Here is a 14,989-nt window from a genome sequence, read left to right as displayed (position 1 = left end):
CTTCGCGCCGTCTAGGAGTGTGTATGTCTGTTAAGGTTCTGGTGGTGGACGACTCCGGTTTCTTCCGCCGGCGCGTTTCAGAAATTCTGTCTGCTGACCCCAGTATTCAGGTTGTGGGCACGGCCACCAATGGGCGGGAAGCCATCGATCAGGCGTTGGCGCTCAAGCCCGACGTGATCACCATGGATTACGAGATGCCGATGATGGACGGCATCACTGCGGTTCGAAACATCATGCAGCGCTGCCCGACGCCAGTTTTGATGTTCTCTTCGCTGACCCACGAAGGCGCCCGCGTGACGCTCGATGCGTTGGACGCCGGTGCGGTGGATTTCCTGCCGAAGAACTTCGAAGACATCTCGCGCAACCCTGAAAAGGTTAAGCAGATGCTCTGTGAGAAGGTACATAGCATCGCGCGCAGCAACCGTCGTTTCAGCTCGGCTGCGGTGGCTCCGGCGCCGACTGCGGCGAGTCCGAGTGCGGCGCCGATTAGTCGCCCGGCCGTTTCGACGCGGCCTGCTGTGCCGGCTCCCGCTGCTCCTGCGCGTCCCGCGGCATCGTCTGCTGGCGCAGCGCCTTCCTCATCAGTGCCCAAGCGCAAGGCTTACAAACTGGTGGCCATCGGCACGTCCACAGGTGGCCCGGTGGCGTTGCAGCGTGTATTGACACAGCTGCCAGCCAACTTCCCGGCACCGCTGGTGCTGATCCAGCACATGCCAGCGGCCTTCACCAAGGCCTTCGCTGAACGTCTGGACAAACTGTGTCGCATTCAGGTCAAGGAGGCTGAGGACGGCGATATTCTGCGCCCTGGCCTGGCGTTGCTGGCGCCTGGTGGCAAGCAGATGATGGTCGATGCGCGCGGTGCGATAAAAATCCTGCCGGGTGACGAGCGCCTCAACTACAAACCCTGCGTCGATATCACCTTCGGCTCGGCCGCCAAGTCCTATGGCGACAAGGTGCTTGCCGTGGTGCTGACCGGCATGGGCGCCGACGGCCGTGAGGGCGCACGCCTGCTCAAGCAGGGCGGCAGTCAGGTGTGGGCGCAGGACGAGGCCAGTTGCGTGATCTATGGCATGCCCATGGCCGTGGTCAAGGCCAATCTGGCGGATGCCGTCTATGGCCTGGATGACATCGGCCGGCACCTGACCGAGGCTTGCCAGTGACCCAGGTTAAGTGTGGAACCCGCGCATGGATGTACTGAGCCTCATCGGCGTCATCCTGGCGTTCGTCGCCATTCTGGGTGGCAATTACCTGGAAGGGGGCAGCGCCGGAGCGTTGCTCAACGGTCCGGCGGCGCTGATCGTCATCGGTGGCACATTGGGCGCGGCTTTTCTGCAGGCGCCGGTGCAGGTGTTCAAGCGCGCGATGAGCATCATGCGCTGGATATTTTTCCCGCCTCGTATCGATCTGGTCGGTGGCATCAATCGTGTGACCGGCTGGAGCATGGTGGCGCGCAAGGAAGGCCTGCTTGGCCTCGAGGCGGTGGCCGATGCCGAGCCTGACCCTTATGCGCGCAAAGGCCTGCAGTTGCTGGTCGATGGCGCCGAGCCGGAATCCATTCGCAGCATTCTCGAGGTCGATCTCTATACCCAGGAGGCGCGCGATATCCAGGCCGCCAAGGTGTTCGAGAGCATGGGTGGTTATGCACCAACCATCGGTATTATCGGTGCAGTGATGGGCCTGATCCACGTGATGGGCAACCTGGCTGATCCCAGTATGCTCGGCAGTGGCATTGCCGTGGCGTTCGTTGCCACCATCTACGGTGTCGGTTTTGCCAACCTGCTGCTGCTACCGATAGGCAACAAGCTCAAGTCCATCGCGCTGCGCCAGTCGCGTTACCGCGAGATGCTCCTCGAAGGCATCCTGTCCATCGCCGAGGGTGAGAATCCGCGCTCCATCGAACTGAAGCTGCAAGGCTTCATGGACTGATGGAGGTATGGCATGGCGCGCAGGCGGCATCATGAAGAGCACGAGAATCACGAGCGTTGGCTGGTGTCCTACGCTGACTTCATCACCCTGTTGTTCGCCTTTTTCGTGGTGATGTACTCGATTTCCTCGATCAACGAAGGCAAGTACAAGATCCTCTCGGAGTCACTGACAGGCGTGTTCAATCAGCCTGATCGCTCGATCAAGCCGATCCCGGTCGGTGAGGAGCGGCCGCGCACCAGTGAGCCTGATAACACCTCGAAGGACGACCCCAGTTCGGATTCGACCCTGCAAAGCATCGCCTCCAGCGTGCGTGAGGCCTTTGGCGACCTGATCCAGAGCGATCAGCTGACCGTGCGCGGCAACGAGATGTGGATCGAGATCGAGCTCAGCTCCAGTCTGCTCTTTCCTAGCGGCGATGCGATTCCGAACAATCAGGCTTTCGATATTATCGAGAAGGTGGCCAAAATCCTGGCGCCTTACCAGAATCCGGTCAAGGTCGAGGGGTTCACCGATAACCTGCCGATCCAGACTGCCCAGTATCCGACCAACTGGGAGCTGTCTTCGGCGCGCGCCTCGAGCATCGTGCGTATGCTGGCCATGGATGGCGTCGACCCTTCGCGCCTGGCCGCAGTGGGGTATGGCGAATTCCAGCCGGTGGCCGACAATGCTACCGCAGAGGGCAGGGGGCGAAACCGTCGGGTCGTGCTGGTGATTTCCCGCAATCTCGACACGCGACGTGGCGCTGGCAGTGCCGCGACCCAGCAGTCAGAGGCTGGCACGCAACCTGCACCAGCGCCTACGTCGGGGGTTCCACAGTCGTGAGCCGTCAAATCCCAGTCGCCTGCTGCGTGCGTGCGACAGCCATTCTCGGCCTGAGCGCCTCTTGCCGGGAGGATGAGAGAAGATGAAAGTCTGGGCAGTAGCCAATCAGAAGGGCGGGGTCGGCAAGACCACCACCTCCATCGCGCTGGCAGGCCTGTTGGCCGATGCCGGCAAGCGCGTGATCGTCGTCGATCTCGACCCGCATGGGTCGATGACCAGCTATTTCGGTCATGATCCCGATACGCTGGAGCACAGTTGCTTCGATCTGTTCCTGCATCAGGGCAATGTGCCGCAGGGCCTGCCCAAGCAACTGCTGCACAGCACCAGTCACGAGAATATCTCCCTGTTGCCGTCGAGCACCGCGCTGGCCACGCTCGAGCGCCAGTCGCCAGGGCAGAATGGCTTGGGGCTGGTGATCGCCAAGAGCCTGGCGCAGCTGTGGGAGGATTTCGATCACGCCATCATTGACAGCCCGCCCTTGCTCGGCGTACTGATGGTCAACGCCCTGGCGGCGAGCCAGCAACTGGCGATACCGGTGCAGACCGAATTCCTCGCAGTTAAAGGCCTGGAGCGCATGATCACCACGCTGGCGATGATCAATCGCTCGCGTAAGCAGGCTTTGCCTTACACCATCGTGCCGACGCTGTTCGACCGCCGCACCCAGGCGTCCATGAGTACGCTGCGGCTACTGCGCAACACTTACCCTGAGCACCTGTGGCCGGCTTACATTCCGGTCGATACGCGCTTGCGTGATGCCAGCCGGGCTGGGCGCACGCCTTCGCAGTTCGATGCGAACAGCCGTGGCGTCATCGCCTACCGAGCGCTGCTCAAGCATCTGTTGAGTCATCAGCCGGCGGCGCAGGTGGCTTGAAATGAGCGTCTGTGTTGAACTGCGACACTCAAGTCGGAGCATGCCGCGGCCGATAGGCTGTCAAGATCTTATTCCGGGTTCCAGCCATGAGTCGTAACCTCGCCACCGCTACGCGTTCCCAGCTGGCTCTGCAGTCCTACCTCGATGGACTGCTGCAGGAAGCTGCCGCCGAACTGGAGATGTCCGTCAGTCTCGACGAGTTCGAGGCCGCGGTGCTCGAGGAGCAGGTGCGCGATGCACGCCTGGGCGAGCCGGTCGCACCGGCCGTTGCGCCTGTTGCTCTCGCTGTGGTGGTCGAACCGCAGGTGCAGGTTGCCGTTGCGCCGGTGGAGTTGCTTGCGCCGGTGCAGGCGCCGGTGATCGAAGAGGCTCCGCCGGAAGTTGCCATCCTTGCCGAGCTGGCGCCGCAACCGGCTGCCTTGCTGGCCGATGGTCGTCCGACCTGGGCCGAGGAGCCGTTCGAATGCCTGTTGTTCGACGTTGCCGGGTTGACCTTGGTCGTGCCGCTGATTTGCCTGGGCTCGATCTATCCGCTCGAAGGTCAGGAACTGACGCCGCTGTTTGGTCAGCCGGATTGGTTTCTTGGCATCCTGCCGAGCCAGGCCGGTAACCTGAAAGTACTGGATACAGCCCGTTGGGTGATGCCAGACCGTTATCGCGAGGACTTCCGCGAAGGCCTTCAATACGTGATTTCGGTGCAGGGCTACGAGTGGGGGTTGGCGGTGCACCAGGTCAGCCGCTCGATTCGCCTGGATCCCAGCGAAGTCAAGTGGCGCAGCCAGCGTACCCAGCGTCCCTGGTTGGCTGGCACGGTGATCGAGCACATGTGCGCGCTGCTCGATGTGGCGGCATTGGCTGAACTGATCGCCAGCGGTGGGGCGAAGCGCCTGAATGGCGGAAAACTGCATTGAGAATTGGTGGGCCTGTACCAACGGGCTCTATAGTTGATGACAAGCGGGTCGACCCGCGCATGCCGCACTGAGCGGTTTTTGACGAGGCTAGGGACATGAAGAAAAGTTCTGCACAAGGTGCCGAAGATCCGATTCTGCAGTGGGTGACCTTTCGCCTGGACAACGAGACCTACGGCATCAACGTGATGCAGGTGCAGGAAGTCCTGCGTTACACCGAGATCGCTCCGGTGCCGGGTGCGCCGAGCTACGTGCTGGGCATCATCAACCTGCGCGGCAACGTGGTGACCGTGATCGATACCCGCCAGCGCTTCGGCCTGGGTTCGGCGCCGGTGACCGACAACACCCGTATCGTCATCATCGAGGCGGACAAACAAGTGGTCGGCATCCTGGTCGACAGTGTGGCCGAAGTGGTCTACCTGCGTCAGTCCGAGATCGAGACGGCACCGAACGTCGGTAACGACGAGTCGGCCAAGTTCATCCAGGGCGTGTGCAACAAGAACGGCGAGCTGCTGATTCTGGTCGAGCTGGACAAGATGATGTCCGAGGAAGAGTGGTCGGAGCTGGAGAGCATCTGAGCCATGTCCGAATTCGCCATGCTTGCCGCGGCTCTAGCCTTCGTGGCGCTGCTATGCGTGGCCCTGGGCATCGTCTGCAAAGGCCTGTACCGCAACCAGCAACGCCTGCTGGACGAACAGGCCAAACGAGACGCCGTGCGCGATGCGCGGATCAGGGAACTGAGTAAACGTCTCGACGCCTACCTGACCGGCAGCATTCGCATGGGCGAAGAGCTGCATGAGCTGCGCCGTGTGGTGGCGCCGCTGCCGGACAAGGTCAGCCAGATCGAGCAGCGCGATCCTAACAGTCTGTCCTTCACCCAGGCCGCTCGCCTGGTTGGCATGGGCGCCAGCGTCGACGATCTCACGCAGTCATGTGGTCTCAGCACGGCCGAGGCCGAGCTGATCAGCCGGCTGCATCGTCCCAAGAAAGGCTAAGCGCTGCTGTCGCGAAGTTCTTTTCTGCCGGTCAGTCACTCACTGCGTTTTTGCAGTTTCCCGTTAATCGGCAGTCGGCCCACTCAGGCGGGGCAGTGGCGGGGTGACGTCGCGCTCGCTTTCCTGTGCTGGAGTGAAACCCTCCGGTGTCTTGCCCTGCAGGTGCCAGGCAAAAGCGATGATCTCGGCAATGCAGCGATACAGCACGTCAGGAATGGCATCGCCCAGTTCGAGGCGCGCCAGCAGACGCACCAACTCGGCATTTTCATAGATCGGTACTTCGCATTCGCGAGCGATGGCGAGGATGGCTTCGGCCAGTTCGTCATCACCCTTGGCGCTGAGTATCGGTGCGTTTTGCCCGTCATAGTTGAGGGCGATGGCCTGACGCGCTTCGGACTGCGGCTTGCGGCTCATGCGGTTTCGTCCACCCAGCGTTGTTCCAGCGAGGTTTTCGGTCCTTGCGGTGGCATGCCCTGGCTGCAGGCCAGTTCGCCAACCTCCAGTCCTGCGGCTAGCAGGCGCTCACGCAGGTTGCCCAGCTCGGCGGTGATCAGCGATGCGGTATCGGCGCGTTCGGCCCACAGTTGGCTGGAGAGGCTGCCGCGCAGTAGTTGGGCGCGAACCTGCAGCGGGCCAAGATGATCGAGGTCGAAGGCCAGTTCCACGCGCCAGAGCGTTTCCTTCTGCTCCGCTTTCTCCGCCTTGCCACTGTCTTCGCGCTGCAGTTTGATCTGCAGTGGAATCACTTCCTGCTGGTGGCGCATGGGCAGCTCCAGCTGCCAGGTGGTCAGCAGGTTGCCGTTGGCATCCACCTGGGTTTGCGCCAGGCTCGATAGCTGATGGGTCTGCAGCCGTGAGACGGCTGCAGCGGCGAGCTTCAGCAGGGTTTCCAGGTCGGCTTCGCCATCCATGTTCTGCAACAGGCGAGAAGGTAATGGGAAGGTCAGCGCCTGTTGGCGTGCTGAGCCGGCAGCGCCTGCGCCGAGCAGTTGCCGAGCCAGGTTGGGCAAGTTCTGGTTAAGGGCGTTCTGCAGGCCGGCAAGAGGCCCGGAGACACCTGGAAGTTGCGGCATCAGCTGGGCGATCAGGCGCAGCAGGTTGGCCTTCAGGTCCTGCGGCAATGAGCCGGTCTGGCCCTGCAGCAGTTTGGCTTCGAGCAGCACACCACTGCCTTCGAGTGCCTGCGCCAGGCCTTTGGCGGTACTCAGCTGAGTGCTGTCGGGGAGGCCGGCAAGCAGCTTGTCGATACTGCCGCGCAGCGCCTCATCGCCACCGCTCAGGTTCTGCAGACCCTTGAACAAGCCCTCCAGCGACGCCTGGCGATTCTGCTGGGCGGCCAGTTGCTGGCCCAGCACCAACTGATCCAGGCGGCCGCTGAGCGGCAGAAAGGCGAGGCTCTGGCTGCCTTGTACCTGCGCGCTGAGCAGGCTGCCGAGCGGCAGATTCAAGGGGCTGTCGATGGCCAGCTTGTTGCCCGCCAGCGGAGTGTTGAGCAGGTTGACCACCAGGCGATAGATCGTCTGCGCATTCTGTGTCGGCAGTGGGGCGTTGCTGACGACCTTGCCCTGCACCAGCGTACCGGGTGGCAGTTGCTGCAGGTCGAGGCTGGTCAGCGGCTTGTCGCCGCCAGCCTGCAAGGCTAGCGCCAGGCGAGTCTCGGACAGTGCGGTGACCACCAGCGCGCTGCCCTGAGCCAGCGGCCTGGGGCTCTCGGCTTGCAGAGTCGCCTGCTTGCCACCCGCGAGGGTCAGTTTGAGTAGCAGCTGGAAGCTTTGCGCTTGTTCGCGAATCGCCACGACTTCGGCCTTGGCGCTTTCGCCGGCCGCCAGCATGCCTTCCAGTGGCTGCAACAGGCGCACGGCCATGTCTGCCGCCGTCGCAGTGTTGCGAATCACTGGCACGGAAGGGGGAAGTGGGCGTGGGCTGCTGATTTCGCTCATGGGCTCTCACGTATCTGATGGCGTACTGCTTCACGAGTACAGCCTACGGCTGATTTGCCTGCCACAGATTAACACCCTGTCGAAAATGCTGACTGCGGGGACAGTGGCGCGCCATGTATAATGCCGCCCCGCTGCGCATAGTAGTTCCGGCACGCGTCAGTATAGCGGCCGGAGCACCGTCGACTTTAACCCTGCCAGGTATCGATGACCCGTCCCGTTCCCCTTCTCGAAGCCGTGGCGCTCAGCTGTGAGCGGGACTGGCGCATGCTCTTCGAGCAGTTGCACTTCGCCCTGCAGCCGGGCGACATGTTGCAGATCAGCGGCCCCAACGGCAGCGGCAAGACCAGCTTGCTACGGCTGATTGCCGGCCTGCGTCAGCCGACCTCCGGTGACATCCTCCTGCAGGGCCAGACCCTGGCCGAGCAGCGCAGCGAGTTGGCGCGCAACCTGTTGTGGATTGGCCATGCCGCCGGCATCAAGGGCCTGCTGAGCGCCGAAGAGAATCTGGCCTGGCTCTGCGCGCTGCATCGCCCGGCCAGTCGCGAGGCGATCTGGCAGGCGCTGGAAGCGGTCGGCCTGCGCGGTTTCGAGGACGTTCCCTGTCATACCCTGTCGGCCGGCCAACAGCGCCGTGTCGCGCTGGCCCGTCTTTATCTGGCCGATACACCCCCGCTGTGGGTGCTCGATGAGCCGTTCACCGCACTGGACAAGAGTGGCGTGGTGCAACTCGAAGCGCACCTGACCGGCCATTGCGAGCGTGGGGGTGTCGTGGTGCTGACCACTCACCACAGTCTGCAACGCACACCGGCGACCTATCGCGATCTGGATCTGGGGCAGTACGCCGTATGAGCAACGTTTTCACACAGCTGCTGTCGCGCGAAATGCGTCTGCTCGCTCGCCGCCCATCCGATCTGGCCAACCCGCTGGTGTTCTTCGCCATCGTCATCGCGCTGTTCCCGCTGGCGGTGGGACCAGAGACGCAATTGTTGCAAACCCTTTCCCCTGGCCTGGTCTGGGTCGCGGCGCTTTTGGCCGTGCTGCTCTCGCTGGACGGGCTTTTCCGCAGTGATTTCGAGGACGGCTCGCTCGAACAGTGGGTCCTTTCGTCGCACCCCCTGCCTCTTCTGGTGTTGGCCAAGGTGCTGGCACACTGGCTATTCAGTGGGTTGGCGCTGGTGCTGCTGGCGCCCTTGCTGGCGCTGATGCTCGGCTTGCCCGGGCGTTGCCTGCCGGTGTTGCTGATTTCCCTGCTACTCGGCACCCCGGTGCTGAGCCTGCTCGGTGCGGTGGGCGCGGCGCTCACCGTCGGTCTCAAGCGTGGCGGCTTGCTGCTCGCGCTGCTGATCCTGCCGCTGTACATCCCGGTGCTGATTCTCGGCAGCGGGGCGTTGCAGGCGGCCCTGCAAGGATTGCCGGCTACTGGTCACCTGTTGTGGCTGGCGAGCCTCACCGCCCTGGCGGTGACCCTGACACCTTTTGCGATTGCCGCTGGCCTGACCATCAGTGTCGGCGAATAAGAACGAACCGTGATACCTGACCGGCAGCAGTCGAGCCAGGCCTGAATGATGAGTCGAGCATGAACTGGACGTGGTTTCACAAATGGGGTTCGCCCAAGTGGTTCTATGAGATGAGTGGCCGCTGGCTGCCCTGGCTCAGCATCGCTGCCGTGTTGCTGACCGTCGCTGGCCTGGTCTGGGGCCTGGCCTTCGCGCCGCCGGACTACCAGCAGGGCAACAGCTTTCGCATCATCTACATTCATGTTCCTGCCGCTTTCCTGGCTCAATCCATCTACGTGACGCTGGCCGTCGCCGGCCTGGTCGGCCTGGTGTGGAAAATGAAGCTGGCCGACGTCGCCTTGCAGCAGGCAGCGCCCATCGGTGCCTGGATGACGGCCATCGCGCTGCTTACCGGAGCCATCTGGGGCAAGCCGACCTGGGGCACCTACTGGGTCTGGGACGCACGCCTGACTTCGATGCTGATCCTGCTGTTTCTCTACTTCGGCGTCATCGCCCTGGGCAATGCCATCAGCAACCGCGACAGCGCCGCAAAGGCCTGCGCCGTGTTGGCCATCGTCGGTGTGATCAACATCCCGATCATCAAGTACTCGGTGGAGTGGTGGAACTCGCTGCACCAGACTGCCACCTTCAAGGTCACCGAAAAACCCGCGATGCCGGTGGAGATGTGGCTGCCGCTGCTGCTGGCGGTGCTGGGTTTCTACTGCTTCTTCGGCGCCGTGCTGCTCTATCGCATGCGCCTGGAAGTACTCAAGCGCGAAGCGCGCAGCAGCTGGGTGAAGACCGAGGTGCAGAACCTGGTGGAGGGCAAGGCATGAGCTTCTCGTCCTTTTCCGAATTCCTCGCCATGGGCACCCATGGCGCCTATGTCTGGAGCGCTTACGGTATCAGCCTGGCGATCCTGGCGTTGAATGTGGTGCTGCCGATTCTGGCTCGCCGCCGTTACCTGCAAGACGAGGCGCGTCGTTTGCGCCGGGAGAAGTCGAAGTGAATCCGGTTCGCAAGAAACGCCTGTATATCGTTCTGGCCATCCTCTGTGGTGTCAGCATCGCTGTTGCGCTGGCGCTGACCGCGTTGCAGGAGAACATCAACCTGTTCTACACCCCGAGCCAGATCGCCAATGGCGAGGCGCCGGTCGATACCCGCATTCGTGCTGGCGGCCTGGTAGAAGAGGGTTCTGTGAAGCGCTCGGCCGATTCGCTGGAGGTGGACTTCGTCGTCACCGACGGCGCCCACGGCGTGACCATCCGCTACAGCGGCATCCTCCCGGACCTGTTCCGTGAAGGGCAGGGCATCGTTGCCCTGGGCCGCGTCAATGAAGAGGGCGTGCTGGTGGCCGACGAGGTGCTGGCCAAGCACGACGAGAACTACATGCCGCCTGAAGTCATGCAGGCGCTGGAAAAGAGCGGGATGATGCAAAAGCACGATGAGGCCAAAGCCGCCAAGCAAGGCTACCAGCAGGAGAGCGCGCAATGATTCCCGAGCTCGGCCATCTGGCGATGATTCTGGCGCTGTGCCTGTGCCTGGTACAGGCGACATTGCCGCTGATCGGTGCCTGGCGCGGTGACCACCAGTGGATGAGCCTGGCGCAGCCGGCCGCCTGGGGTCAGTTCGCCTTCCTGTTGTTCTCCTTCCTGTGCCTGACCTATGCCTTCATGGTCGACGACTTCTCCGTCGCCTACGTGGCCAACAACTCCAACAGCGCGCTGCCCTGGTACTACAAGTTCAGCGCGGTATGGGGCGCACACGAAGGTTCGTTGCTGCTGTGGGCTTTGATCCTGGCCGGCTGGACTTTCGCCGTGGCGATCTTCTCGCGCCACCTCCCGGAAGAGATGCTCGCCCGCGTGCTGGCGGTGATGGGCATGATCAGCGTTGGCTTCCTGCTGTTTTTGATCGTCACTTCCAACCCCTTCGAGCGTCTGCTGCCGAACTCGCCCGTCGACGGCCGCGACCTCAACCCGCTGCTGCAGGACTTCGGCCTGATCGTGCATCCGCCGATGCTGTACATGGGCTATGTCGGTTTCTCGGTGGCCTTCGCCTTTGCCATTGCCGCGCTGCTCGGCGGCAAGCTGGACGCCGCCTGGGCGCGCTGGTCGCGTCCATGGACCATCGTCGCCTGGGCCTTCCTCGGCATCGGTATCGCCCTCGGTTCCTGGTGGGCCTACTACGAACTGGGCTGGGGCGGCTGGTGGTTCTGGGACCCGGTGGAAAATGCCTCGTTCATGCCCTGGCTGGTGGGCACGGCGCTGATCCACTCATTGGCCGTGACGGAAAAGCGCGGTGTGTTCAAGAGCTGGACGGTGCTGCTGGCCATCGCCGCGTTCTCCCTCAGCCTCTTGGGGACCTTCCTGGTGCGTTCCGGCGTGCTGACCTCGGTGCATGCCTTTGCCACCGATCCGGAGCGCGGCGTGTTCATCCTCGCCTTCCTGCTGGTGGTGGTCGGCGGTTCGCTGACGCTGTTCGCCGTGCGCGCACCGGTGGTCAGGAGCCAGGTCGGCTTTGGCCTGTGGTCGCGTGAAACCCTGCTGCTGGTCAATAACATCGTACTGGTGGTGTCGGCTGCGATGATCCTGCTCGGCACCCTCTACCCGCTGGTGCTCGATGCCCTGACCGGCGCCAAGCTGTCGGTTGGCCCGCCATACTTCAATGCGATGTTCCTGCCGCTGATGGCGCTGCTGATGGCGGTGATCAGCGTCGGCGTGCTGGTGCGCTGGAAGGATACGCCGCTGAAGTGGCTGGGCAGCATGCTGACGCCGGTGCTGGTCGCCAGCGTGGTGCTGGCGGTAGCCGCGACCTTCCTGCATGGTGATTTCCATTGGGCTGTATTGGCCGTTTGCCTGCTGGCCTTCTGGGTGGTGCTTGGCGGTGTGCGCGACATTCTCGACAAGACCCGACACAAGGGGTTGATCAAGGGCCTGCCGAGCCTGACTCGCAGCTACTGGGGCATGCAGATGGCGCACCTGGGGTTCGCCGTATGCGCCCTGGGCGTGGTCCTGACCAGCTTGGGCAGCTATGAGCGTGATCTGCGCATGGCACCGGGCGAGTCGGTGGAGCTGGCAGGCTATCGCTTCCAGTTCGACGGCGCCGTGCATCACGAAGGCCCCAACTTCATCTCCGACAAGGGCACGGTGCGTGTCTTCGATGGTGAGCGGCAGATCAAGGTGCTGCATCCGGAGAAGCGCCTGTATACCGTGCAACAGTCGACCATGACCGAGGCGGGCATCGACGCCGGTTTCACTCGCGATCTGTTCGTTGCCCTGGGCGAGCCGCTGGAGCAGGGCGCCTGGGCCGTGCGTATTCACATCAAGCCCTTCGTGCGCTGGATCTGGCTCGGCGGTCTGCTGATGGCCTTCGGTGGCTTCCTCGCCGCGGCCGACAAGCGCTACCGGATCAAGGTCCGCACCCGCGTGCGCGACGCCCTGGGCTTGCAGGAGGCCAGCGCATGAGACGTCTTCTCCTGCTGTTGCCGCTGCTGGCATTCCTGGCGATTGCCGTATTTCTCTACCGTGGCTTGTTCCTCGACCCCTCCGAGCTGCCCTCGGCGCTGATTGGCAAGCCGTTCCCGGCTTTCAGCCTGCCGGCGCTGGACAACCCCGAGCGCACCCTGGGCGTTGACGATCTCAAGGGCAAGCCCGCGCTGGTCAACGTCTGGGCCACCTGGTGCCCGGCCTGCCGCCACGAGCACCCTGTGTTGAACAAGCTGGCCGAGGCAGGTGTGGTGATCCACGGCATCAACTACAAGGATCAGCGCGAGCCGGCGCAGAAGTGGCTGCGTGACCTGCACAATCCCTATCAGCTCAATATCGAAGATGCCAAGGGCAGCCTGGGCCTGGACCTGGGAGTGTATGGTGCACCGGAGACCTTCTTCATCGACGCCAAGGGCATCATTCGCCACAAGTACGTCGGTGCCATCGACGAGCGCATCTGGCGCGAAAAACTGGCGCCGATCTATCAGGAACTGGTCGACGAGGCCCAGCCATGAAGCGTTTGCTGATGTCCGCCGGTCTGGCGTTGGGCCTGTTGGCCAGCGCGCATGCCGCCATCGATACCTTCGAATTCGCCAACGAGGCCGAGCGTCAGCGCTATCGCAACCTGATCGAAGAACTGCGCTGCCCGAAATGCCAGAACCAGAACATCGCCGACTCCGATGCGCCGATCGCCATGGACCTGCGTGGCGAAATCTATCGCATGCTCGAAGAGGGCAAGAGCAACGAGGAGATCATCGACTTCCTGGTTTCCCGTTATGGCGACTTCGTGCTCTACAAGCCACCGCTGACCAGCCGCACGCTGCTGCTCTGGTACGGCCCTGCCGGCCTGCTGCTGATTGGCTTCGGCGTGCTTGGGGTGATCGTCTTGCGCCGCCGTGGCCAGCAGAAGGATCGCTCCGCCGCTGGCCTCTCCCTTGATGAGCAGGCGCGCCTCGACGCGCTGCTCGCCCAAGCCTCTCAGGACAAGAAAGACCAATGATCGATTTCTGGTTGCCCGCCGGGCTGCTTTTGCTGACTGCCCTGGCGTTTCTGCTGATTCCGGTACTGCGCATTCGCAAGCTGCAGGCCGAAGAAGACCGTACCGCACTCAACGTCACCCTCTATCAGGAACGCCTGCAGGAGCTGGAAGCCCAGCGCCAGGCCGGTGTGCTCGATGATGCGCAGATGCAGGCCGGTCGTGCCGAAGCGGCGCGCGAGCTGCTCGACGATACCGAAGGCGTGCAGCGCCGCAGCGGTGTGCTCGGCGGCAAGATCCCGCTGGTCTCGGCGTTGCTGGTGCCGGTGCTCGGCGTGGCCCTGTACCTGCACTGGGGCGCGCTCGATCAGGTGGAGCAGACACGTCAGCTGGCGGCCATGCAGCCGCAGAGCATCGAGGAAATGACCGCGCGCCTGGAGCAGACCGTCAAGCAGCAGCCGGACTCCGCCGAAGGCTGGTACTTCCTTGGCCGTACCTATATGGCGCAGGAGCGTGCCGGCGACGCCGCCAAGGCCTTCGAGCGCGCCGTGGAGATCGCCGGGCGCGCCCCGGAACTGCTCGGTCAATGGGCGCAGGCGCTGTATTTCGCCGAAGGCAAACAGTGGAACGAGCAGTTGCAGGGGCTCACCGACGAGGCGTTGAAGGCCGATCCGGAAGAGGTCACCAGCTTGGGCCTGCTGGGTATCGCCGCCTATGAAAGTCAGCGCTATGCTGATGCAGTGCGCTACTGGGAGCGTCTGGTCGCCGTGCTGCCGGAGCAGGACCCGTCCCGCGCGGCCATCGCCGGCGGCATCGAGCGCGCCCGGCAGCAGATGGGCGAGGGCGAGCAGAGCAGTGCTGCCGCCGAGCCGAGCGCCAAGGTGCATGCCCTCGAAGTCAGCGTGTCGTTGTCGCCCGAGGTGCAGCAGAACGTTCAGCCGGACGATGCCGTGTTCGTCTTCGCCCGCGCACTCAGCGGCCCGCCGATGCCCCTGGCGGCCAAGCGCCTGAAGGTCTCCGACCTACCGGTGCAGATCAGTCTCTCGGATGTGGATGCGATGATGCCGGAACTGAAAATTTCGCAATTCGACCAGGTGCAATTGGTGGCGCGGGTCTCCCGCGCTGGCAATGCTACCCAGGGTGAGTGGACGGGCCAGACCGGCCCGGTGGCCAATACCGCCCGTGGCGTACAGACGCTATTGATCGACAGCCGCGACGGGCAGCCACAGTGAAGCGTTTGGTGCTGGCCTGCGCACTCGGGCTTGGCCTGAGCGGCTGCGTACTGCAGCAACCGAGTACACCGGTTGGCCAGTTGCCGCCGGTGCAGCAGCCGTCGCACCCGCGCTACGCGCCGCCGCCTGGGGTGAAAAGCCACTGGAATCCGGGCTTGGGCGTCTACGTGGTCGAAGGCGCGCGGGATCTCTACTACCGCGAGCGTGTGTTCTACCGCTGGGACGGCGGCTGGAGCTGGTCGTCGCAAGCAGGCGGGCCGTGGAAGGAAACCGACAGCTCGGGTATCCCGCCGGGGTTGTTTCGTCAGTATCAGAACCGCTGATCGCGTAGGGCGGGT

19 protein-coding genes are annotated in these 14,989 nt (G+C 63.3%); 17 read left to right on the top strand and 2 right to left on the bottom strand.

All coding sequences use genetic code 11. The annotated features are described in order from the left end of the window. Window positions 1-23 precede the first annotated feature (23 nt). The 7 genes from ACNFCJ_RS11100 to ACNFCJ_RS11070 all read left to right on the top strand — a co-directional run bounded on the left by ACNFCJ_RS11100 (window position 24) and on the right by ACNFCJ_RS11070 (window position 5,522). Window positions 24-1,160 carry a protein-glutamate methylesterase/protein-glutamine glutaminase gene (locus ACNFCJ_RS11100; protein ID WP_179576864.1) on the top strand — a complete coding sequence of 379 codons (1,137 nt, stop codon included), beginning with the start codon at window positions 24-26 and terminating at the stop codon, window positions 1,158-1,160. Between the two features lie 25 nt (window positions 1,161-1,185). Beyond that, the gene (locus tag ACNFCJ_RS11095) at window positions 1,186-1,926 is read left to right on the top strand and encodes a flagellar motor protein (protein WP_143506654.1); all 741 of its coding nucleotides are present in this window, start codon (window positions 1,186-1,188) and stop codon (window positions 1,924-1,926) included. A gap of 12 nt (window positions 1,927-1,938) precedes the next feature. Beyond that, on the top strand, window positions 1,939-2,748 hold the full coding sequence (gene motD, locus ACNFCJ_RS11090) for a flagellar motor protein MotD (RefSeq protein WP_416771352.1): 810 nt from the start codon (window positions 1,939-1,941) through the stop codon (window positions 2,746-2,748). Window positions 2,749-2,830: 82 nt separating this feature from the next. After that, window positions 2,831-3,619: a ParA family protein gene (locus tag ACNFCJ_RS11085; protein WP_343349802.1), complete on the top strand. Its 789-nt coding sequence runs from the start codon at window positions 2,831-2,833 to the stop codon at window positions 3,617-3,619. A gap of 86 nt (window positions 3,620-3,705) precedes the next feature. Continuing rightward, entirely contained in the window at window positions 3,706-4,530 is an 825-nt protein-coding gene (locus ACNFCJ_RS11080; protein ID WP_416771350.1) for a chemotaxis protein CheW, read from the top strand. 95 nt (window positions 4,531-4,625) lie between these two features. Next, complete coding sequence (locus tag ACNFCJ_RS11075; protein ID WP_003243242.1) at window positions 4,626-5,105, top strand: chemotaxis protein CheW; 480 nt, start codon at window positions 4,626-4,628, stop codon at window positions 5,103-5,105. Between the two features lie 3 nt (window positions 5,106-5,108). Beyond that, window positions 5,109-5,522 (top strand): DUF2802 domain-containing protein, encoded by a 414-nt coding sequence (locus tag ACNFCJ_RS11070; RefSeq protein ID WP_416771349.1) that lies wholly within the window; start codon window positions 5,109-5,111, stop codon window positions 5,520-5,522. A gap of 63 nt (window positions 5,523-5,585) precedes the next feature. Here ACNFCJ_RS11070 and ACNFCJ_RS11065 read toward each other — a convergent pair whose 3' ends face one another. Together ACNFCJ_RS11065 and ACNFCJ_RS11060 are read right to left on the bottom strand one after the other, a co-directional pair. Then, window positions 5,586-5,936, bottom strand: a complete 351-nt coding sequence (locus ACNFCJ_RS11065; RefSeq protein ID WP_416771347.1) for an EscU/YscU/HrcU family type III secretion system export apparatus switch protein — start codon at window positions 5,934-5,936, stop codon at window positions 5,586-5,588. Further along, window positions 5,933-7,462, bottom strand: coding sequence for a flagellar hook-length control protein FliK (locus ACNFCJ_RS11060; protein ID WP_416771346.1), 1,530 nt, complete (start codon window positions 7,460-7,462; stop codon window positions 5,933-5,935). The genes ACNFCJ_RS11065 and ACNFCJ_RS11060 overlap by 4 nt, the downstream gene beginning before the upstream one ends. A 204-nt stretch (window positions 7,463-7,666) precedes the next feature. Here ACNFCJ_RS11060 and ccmA point away from each other — a divergent pair, with 204 nt between their 5' ends. The 10 genes from ccmA to ACNFCJ_RS11010 are packed head-to-tail and all read left to right on the top strand — an operon-like array spanning window position 7,667 to window position 14,974. Further along, window positions 7,667-8,311 carry a cytochrome c biogenesis heme-transporting ATPase CcmA gene (gene ccmA / locus ACNFCJ_RS11055; RefSeq protein WP_416771344.1) on the top strand — a complete coding sequence of 215 codons (645 nt, stop codon included), beginning with the start codon at window positions 7,667-7,669 and terminating at the stop codon, window positions 8,309-8,311. After that, window positions 8,308-8,979 (top strand): heme exporter protein CcmB, encoded by a 672-nt coding sequence (gene ccmB / locus ACNFCJ_RS11050; RefSeq protein ID WP_037002833.1) that lies wholly within the window; start codon window positions 8,308-8,310, stop codon window positions 8,977-8,979. Before ccmA ends, ccmB begins: the two co-directional genes overlap by 4 nt. Window positions 8,980-9,038: 59 nt before the next feature. Next, a complete protein-coding gene (locus ACNFCJ_RS11045) occupies window positions 9,039-9,794 on the top strand; it encodes a heme ABC transporter permease (RefSeq protein WP_041978373.1) in 756 nt (251 codons plus the stop codon). Then, window positions 9,791-9,967, top strand: a complete 177-nt coding sequence (gene ccmD / locus ACNFCJ_RS11040; RefSeq protein ID WP_013715013.1) for a heme exporter protein CcmD — start codon at window positions 9,791-9,793, stop codon at window positions 9,965-9,967. The genes ACNFCJ_RS11045 and ccmD overlap by 4 nt, the downstream gene beginning before the upstream one ends. Beyond that, entirely contained in the window at window positions 9,964-10,452 is a 489-nt protein-coding gene (ccmE, locus tag ACNFCJ_RS11035; RefSeq protein WP_013715014.1) for a cytochrome c maturation protein CcmE, read from the top strand. Before ccmD ends, ccmE begins: the two co-directional genes overlap by 4 nt. Next, window positions 10,449-12,422 (top strand): heme lyase CcmF/NrfE family subunit, encoded by a 1,974-nt coding sequence (locus ACNFCJ_RS11030; protein ID WP_416771341.1) that lies wholly within the window; start codon window positions 10,449-10,451, stop codon window positions 12,420-12,422. Before ccmE ends, ACNFCJ_RS11030 begins: the two co-directional genes overlap by 4 nt. Continuing rightward, window positions 12,419-12,958 (top strand): DsbE family thiol:disulfide interchange protein, encoded by a 540-nt coding sequence (locus tag ACNFCJ_RS11025; protein WP_013715016.1) that lies wholly within the window; start codon window positions 12,419-12,421, stop codon window positions 12,956-12,958. The genes ACNFCJ_RS11030 and ACNFCJ_RS11025 overlap by 4 nt, the downstream gene beginning before the upstream one ends. After that, window positions 12,955-13,443, top strand: a complete 489-nt coding sequence (locus ACNFCJ_RS11020) for a cytochrome c-type biogenesis protein (protein ID WP_013715017.1) — start codon at window positions 12,955-12,957, stop codon at window positions 13,441-13,443. The genes ACNFCJ_RS11025 and ACNFCJ_RS11020 overlap by 4 nt, the downstream gene beginning before the upstream one ends. Beyond that, window positions 13,440-14,651 (top strand): c-type cytochrome biogenesis protein CcmI, encoded by a 1,212-nt coding sequence (gene ccmI / locus ACNFCJ_RS11015; RefSeq protein WP_416771338.1) that lies wholly within the window; start codon window positions 13,440-13,442, stop codon window positions 14,649-14,651. The genes ACNFCJ_RS11020 and ccmI overlap by 4 nt, the downstream gene beginning before the upstream one ends. Beyond that, window positions 14,648-14,974 (top strand): hypothetical protein, encoded by a 327-nt coding sequence (locus ACNFCJ_RS11010; protein WP_416771337.1) that lies wholly within the window; start codon window positions 14,648-14,650, stop codon window positions 14,972-14,974. Before ccmI ends, ACNFCJ_RS11010 begins: the two co-directional genes overlap by 4 nt. Window positions 14,975-14,989 lie beyond the last annotated feature (15 nt).

Origin of the sequence: Pseudomonas sp. NY15364 (genome assembly GCF_048068235.1) — a bacterium.
In the GTDB taxonomy this organism is placed as follows: domain Bacteria; phylum Pseudomonadota; class Gammaproteobacteria; order Pseudomonadales; family Pseudomonadaceae; genus Aquipseudomonas; species Aquipseudomonas mendocina_D.
Note: the sequence above shows the minus strand (reverse complement) of the source record. Positions and strands in the feature narration are given on the sequence as shown.

What these genes read in the sequence shown, in the direction of transcription:
- ACNFCJ_RS11100 (WP_179576864.1), top strand. Translation starts at nt 24, where the DNA reads ATGTCTGTTAAGGTTCTGGTGGTGGACGACTCCGGTTTCTTCCGCCGG.
- ACNFCJ_RS11095 (WP_143506654.1), top strand. Translation starts at nt 1,186, where the DNA reads ATGGATGTACTGAGCCTCATCGGCGTCATCCTGGCGTTCGTCGCCATT.
- motD (WP_416771352.1), top strand. Translation starts at nt 1,939, where the DNA reads ATGGCGCGCAGGCGGCATCATGAAGAGCACGAGAATCACGAGCGTTGG.
- ACNFCJ_RS11085 (WP_343349802.1), top strand. Translation starts at nt 2,831, where the DNA reads ATGAAAGTCTGGGCAGTAGCCAATCAGAAGGGCGGGGTCGGCAAGACC.
- ACNFCJ_RS11080 (WP_416771350.1), top strand. Translation starts at nt 3,706, where the DNA reads ATGAGTCGTAACCTCGCCACCGCTACGCGTTCCCAGCTGGCTCTGCAG.
- ACNFCJ_RS11075 (WP_003243242.1), top strand. Translation starts at nt 4,626, where the DNA reads ATGAAGAAAAGTTCTGCACAAGGTGCCGAAGATCCGATTCTGCAGTGG.
- ACNFCJ_RS11070 (WP_416771349.1), top strand. Translation starts at nt 5,109, where the DNA reads ATGTCCGAATTCGCCATGCTTGCCGCGGCTCTAGCCTTCGTGGCGCTG.
- ACNFCJ_RS11065 (WP_416771347.1), bottom strand. Translation starts at nt 5,936, where the DNA reads ATGAGCCGCAAGCCGCAGTCCGAAGCGCGTCAGGCCATCGCCCTCAAC.
- ACNFCJ_RS11060 (WP_416771346.1), bottom strand. Translation starts at nt 7,462, where the DNA reads ATGAGCGAAATCAGCAGCCCACGCCCACTTCCCCCTTCCGTGCCAGTG.
- ccmA (WP_416771344.1), top strand. Translation starts at nt 7,667, where the DNA reads ATGACCCGTCCCGTTCCCCTTCTCGAAGCCGTGGCGCTCAGCTGTGAG.
- ccmB (WP_037002833.1), top strand. Translation starts at nt 8,308, where the DNA reads ATGAGCAACGTTTTCACACAGCTGCTGTCGCGCGAAATGCGTCTGCTC.
- ACNFCJ_RS11045 (WP_041978373.1), top strand. Translation starts at nt 9,039, where the DNA reads ATGAACTGGACGTGGTTTCACAAATGGGGTTCGCCCAAGTGGTTCTAT.
- ccmD (WP_013715013.1), top strand. Translation starts at nt 9,791, where the DNA reads ATGAGCTTCTCGTCCTTTTCCGAATTCCTCGCCATGGGCACCCATGGC.
- ACNFCJ_RS11030 (WP_416771341.1), top strand. Translation starts at nt 10,449, where the DNA reads ATGATTCCCGAGCTCGGCCATCTGGCGATGATTCTGGCGCTGTGCCTG.
- ACNFCJ_RS11025 (WP_013715016.1), top strand. Translation starts at nt 12,419, where the DNA reads ATGAGACGTCTTCTCCTGCTGTTGCCGCTGCTGGCATTCCTGGCGATT.
- ACNFCJ_RS11020 (WP_013715017.1), top strand. Translation starts at nt 12,955, where the DNA reads ATGAAGCGTTTGCTGATGTCCGCCGGTCTGGCGTTGGGCCTGTTGGCC.
- ccmI (WP_416771338.1), top strand. Translation starts at nt 13,440, where the DNA reads ATGATCGATTTCTGGTTGCCCGCCGGGCTGCTTTTGCTGACTGCCCTG.